Origin of the sequence: Novosphingobium sp. KN65.2, assembly GCF_001368935.1 — a bacterium.
GTDB classification, from domain to species: Bacteria; Pseudomonadota; Alphaproteobacteria; order Sphingomonadales; family Sphingomonadaceae; genus Novosphingobium; species Novosphingobium mathurense.
In genome coordinates, this window is the sequence record NZ_CCBH010000232.1 from 1 (window position 1) to 4106 (window position 4106).

Annotated in this window: 2 protein-coding genes; both read left to right on the forward strand. The window is 59.5% G+C overall.

Annotated elements, in window-relative coordinates:
- The first annotated feature begins 124 nt into the window (after nucleotides 1-124).
- Nucleotides 125-3034, forward strand: a complete 2910-nt coding sequence (locus SPHV1_RS23895; RefSeq protein ID WP_006961814.1) for a Tn3 family transposase — start codon at nucleotides 125-127, stop codon at nucleotides 3032-3034.
- Nucleotides 3035-3176: 142 nt separating this feature from the next.
- A complete protein-coding gene (locus tag SPHV1_RS23900; protein ID WP_006961816.1) occupies nucleotides 3177-4043 on the forward strand; it encodes a recombinase family protein in 867 nt (288 codons plus the stop codon).
- Nucleotides 4044-4106: the final 63 nt, after the last annotated feature.

A 4106-nucleotide genomic window follows, 5' to 3' on the forward strand; every position in this document is an offset into this window, starting at 1 on the left:
TAGGCCCAGTCGGCCCGAAGCTGCGATTTTGGTCATCTTGGAGAACACGTCGGGAACGGGCTGGTTGTTGTTGACGATCGCCCATGCGAGGAACGACGTTCCGCTCCGATAAGGGAGCGGCGTTATGAGCCTTGGCGTTTCGAGTGGGGATCTGATCGGCTCCTGGAGCCTGAGTTTTTCGGACATCGCGTTCGTGACCGGCAAAGCGGAGACGGCACGACTGGGATTGGCGGTTCAGCTTAGATTTTTCGCCGGGCATGGCTTCTTTGTGCCGGATCATGCGTCGATACCCTCCGACGGTGTCTTGTATCTGGCGGAGCAACTTGGTCTCGATGCCAAATCCGTGAACCACTATGATTTTTCCGGGCGCACCGCCCGCCGGCATTGCGCGGAGATTTTGCGGCATCTCGGGTTCCGCCGTATGACGCAGACGGATCGCAGGGCGTTGTCGAGGTGGATTTCCGACGATCTTTGTGCGGGCGGGCAGCCGATCAATGCCATGCTCGAGCATGTTTTCCTGTGGTGCCGCGACCGCCGTATCTATGGGCCGTCGCGCAAGGAGCTGGAACGCCTCGTCCGTTCGCAACGACACCTCTATCTGGAGGCCCTGTTGGCCCGAGTCCGCGATCGGCTTGCGCCGGATGCGGTCGCCTTGCTGGAAGCCTCGCTCGCCGATCCCGATGGCCCGACCGGCTTCAACACGATGAAGGGGGATGCAGGTCAGGCGACGCTCGAAAACATTCTTGGCGTGACCGCCAAACTCGCCTTTATCCAACGGCTTGCTCTTCCCCGAGATTTCCTATCGGTCACGGGCAAGGCATGGGTCGATCAGATCGTTCGCCGGGTTGCCGGCGAGAAAGCCTCGGAGATGCGCCGGCATGTACCGGCGCGCCAGCTCGGGCTCTATGCCGTTTATCTGATGGCGCGGGAAGCTCAGCTTACGGATGCGATGGTCGACCTGCTGATCGAGACGGTCCATAAGATCGGATCGCGCTCGAAACGCAAGGTGGTGGGCGATATCGCGAAAGACATCGAGCGGGTCTATGGCAAGGAGCGACTCCTGGTCGAGATTGCCAGCGCTTCGATCGACGATCCATCCGGGCGCATCTGCGATGTCATTTTCCCAATCGCCGGCAAGGACAAACTGGCGGCGATCATCAAGGAAAGCCAGGCAAAGGGCGCCTTGGATCGGCGGATCTACAAGGTGATGCGGAGGTCATGGGCCAATCATTATCGCCGTATGCTGCCAAGCCTGCTTTCGGCACTGGAGTTCCGGTCGAACAACGCCGTGTGGCGTCCGGTGCTGGCGGCCCTGGACTGGATCAGAAGCAAAGTGGATGATGGATGCCGCTACGTGCCGCCGCACGCAGTGCCGGTCGACGAGGTCATTCCGGCGAGATGGCGCAGTTCCGTCATTGATGAAGAGGGGCGCGTAAACCGGATCAGTTATGAGCTTTGTGTCCTCGCGCAACTGCGCGATCGCATCCGTTCTAAGGAAATCTGGGTTGTCGGGGCGGACCGATACCGCAATCCCGATGACGATCTTCCCAAGGACTTCGATGCGCGGCGAGAAGCATATTACACAGGATTGAACCTGACGGCGGATGCGCGTGCATTTTCAAGCGCCATCCGGGAAGAGCTTGCTCAGGAACTGTTGCTCCTCAATGCCAATATTCCCCGGAACGACAAGGTTCGGCTGCTGTGGCGCGGCGAGAACCGTATATCTCTCACCCCGTTCAAACCCTTGCCCGAACCCAGGGGTCTCGCCTCGATCAAGACCGAGATCGGCCAACGCTGGCCGATGACCGGGCTGCTCGACGTACTGAAGGAGGCTGCCCTTGATACGGGACTTCTCGAAGCGTTCGAAACATCGGCCTCGCGTGTTGCACTGCCGAAAACCGCGCTGGATCAACGTCTCCTGCTATGCCTCTACGGCCTGGGAACGAATGCCGGGCTCAAGCGGATCGCCGGCGCCACCCCCGATGTCAGCTATGAAGAGCTGCTGCATGTCCATCGCCGCTTCGTTCATGCCGCGGCGCTCAAGGAGGCGTGTGCCAGGGTTGCGAATGCGACCCTGGCAATCCGCAATGCTGCAGTCTGGGGGGACGCCGGCACGGCCTGTGCGTCAGATTCCACAAAGTTCGGAGCCTGGGATCGCAACCTGATGACGGAATGGCATGCGCGTTATGGTGGACGGGGCGTCATGATCTACTGGCATGTCGAACGACGCGCGACATGCGTCTATTCCCAGCTCAAGCGCTGCTCTTCCTCCGAGGTCGCCTCCATGATCGAGGGCGTGCTGCGCCATTGCACCGACATGGAAATCCAGCGACAATATGTTGATAGTCATGGCCAAAGCGCGGTTGGCTTTGCATTTTGCCGGCTTCTCGGATTTGAGCTTGCACCCCGCCTGAAAGCGATCGCTCGCCAGAAGCTGGCTCTTCCCGATGTCGGCATGCGAACGCGGCTTCCCCACTTGCAGCCGATCCTCTCCAGTCCGATCAACTGGGATGAGATCGAGCAGCAATATGACGAGATGGTCAAATATGCAGCCGCGATGCAGACAAAAACCGCCGACCCGGAGGCGATCCTGCGCCGGTTTAGCCGCTCCGAGGTGATGCACCCGACCTACAAGGCGTTGAGTGAGCTGGGCCGCGCGGTCAAGACGATCTTCCTGTGCCGGTATCTGCGCGAGGAGTCCTTCCGCCGCGAAATTCATGAAGGCCTGAATGTCGTTGAAAACTGGAACAGTGCCAATGGGTTCGTTTTCTTCGGCAAGGGCGGCGAGATCGCCACTAACCGCATCGATGAGCAGCAGCTCTCGGTCCTGGCGCTACATTTGCTGCAAGCGTCGCTTGTCTATGTGAACACCCGAATGCTTCAGAGCGTGCTGGTGGAACCGAAATGGACGGGCCGGATGACGCCGGATGATTATCGCGGCCTCACACCGCTGATTTACAGCCACGTCAATCCTTATGGCCGCTTCGACCTCGATCTGAATAGCCGGATCGATTTTGGGCGGCTTGCTGCCTGACCGGGGCCTTTCCGCTCGCACCATTTGGGTGCACCCGAACGTGACGATCGGAAGTGACATATACGACATGTCACAAAAGGGTGGTTCCGTCACCAATGTTACTGTACGAGGGCAAAGCCACCCTAATGTGACGGATTTGCCCATGACCCGCGTCGGCTACGCCCGCGTCAGCACCATCGACCAGGATCTCGACATCCAGGTTGCCCGGTTGAAGGCAGCGGGCTGTGAAATCCTCCGCTCCGAAACAGGCTCGGGCGCATCGCGCACTGGACGCACGGAGCTTGAGACGATCATGCAGTTCCTGCGCGCCGATGACGAACTCGTCGTCCTGCGTCTCGATCGGCTCGGTCGCTCCACACGCGATGTTCTCAATCTGGTTCATGAACTCGACCAGAAGGGAGCCTCATTGCGGGTGCTTGAGCCGGAGGTGACGACGGCCGGAAGCATGGGGCGGATGGTGATCACCATTCTGGGCATGGTCGCGGACATGGAACTGACGTTCATCAAGGACCGGCAGCGCGCCGGGATCGAGGCGGCGCGCGCCGAAGGCGTCTACAAAGGCCGGAAGAAAAACATCGATGACGATGAAATCCGACGCCGGATCACCGCCGGCGCGAGCAAGGCCAGCGTCGCGCGCGACCTCAAGATCTCAAGAATGACCGTCTATCGGGCGCTTGACGTCATTCCTTCAAGGATCGGGCTGCCGGAAAAGCCGCCTTCTGTCACCATCGCCCTGCATCTGACCATCGAGAACTTCAACAAGCATGGTCGTGGCAGAAAGCCCGCTCGCGAGCGCATTGAGGCGATGCTGGAGCGGGATTACCAGATGCAAAAGACCGGGAACTGCGATTACACGCTGACCGTCGCCTATGATCAGGGTGCCGATGGCGTCAGCCTCGATGATGAGATCGCATCTCTCCAGACAGAGATGTTCAACATCGCAGAGAGCTACAGGTGCTCGATCGAGACCGATGTTTACGAGATTGGAGGACAAGAGCGAGCCTGGTAGATCGCCATGTTCAATCTTTGTTCTTCAACATGGCCAAAATCGCAGCTTCGGGCCGACTGGGCC